2 protein-coding genes are annotated in these 512 nt (G+C 34.6%); both read right to left on the bottom strand.

Annotated elements, in window-relative coordinates:
* Nucleotides 1–312 (bottom strand): MazG nucleotide pyrophosphohydrolase domain-containing protein (locus J1C54_RS16400; RefSeq protein ID WP_304504416.1); only part of this gene is annotated, 312 nt, incomplete at its 3' end.
* Between the two features lie 2 nt (nt 313–314).
* Nucleotides 315–512, bottom strand: a 198-nt coding sequence (locus J1C54_RS16395) for a hypothetical protein (protein WP_255612712.1), incomplete at its 5' end; no start/stop codon positions are given.

The raw sequence follows: 512 nt of genomic DNA, 5'->3' as shown, positions 1-512 counted from the left end.
ATATATGTGCGGATGACGCTCAATAAGCTTGTCACAAATACTGTGACAAACATCCGCTATATCAAAGTCATTGGTTTCACTGGCAATTCTAGAATAAAAAACAATATGCAATAGCACATCACCAAGTTCTTTTTTTACCTCGTCTAAATCCTTATCTAAAATGGCGTCACCAAGTTCATATACCTCTTCAATTGTTAAGTGTCGTAAGGATTCCATGGTTTGCTTTTTATCCCATGGACATTGCTCTCGCAATTCGTCCATTACAATCAATAAACGTTCAAAGGCTTTAAGTTGTGAACTTTTATCAGGCATAATTATTCCTCCTCAGAGGTATCAGATTCATCTTCAGACTCTAAAGAATCTAATAGATTATTTTTCTGAAGTAAGTTGTACCATTGTACAACCTTTTTTATATCAGATGCATAGACTCTATCTTCGTCATAATCTGGTAATACTTCAAAGAAATATTCTTCAAGAGCATCTTTGCCGTCTTTATGACTAATAGAAGTAGG

This window comes from Alcanivorax sp. 1008, assembly GCF_020667895.1.
Classification (GTDB): Bacteria; Pseudomonadota; Gammaproteobacteria; order Pseudomonadales; family Alcanivoracaceae; genus PGZG01.
This window is presented reverse-complemented; position numbering and strand designations above follow the sequence as displayed.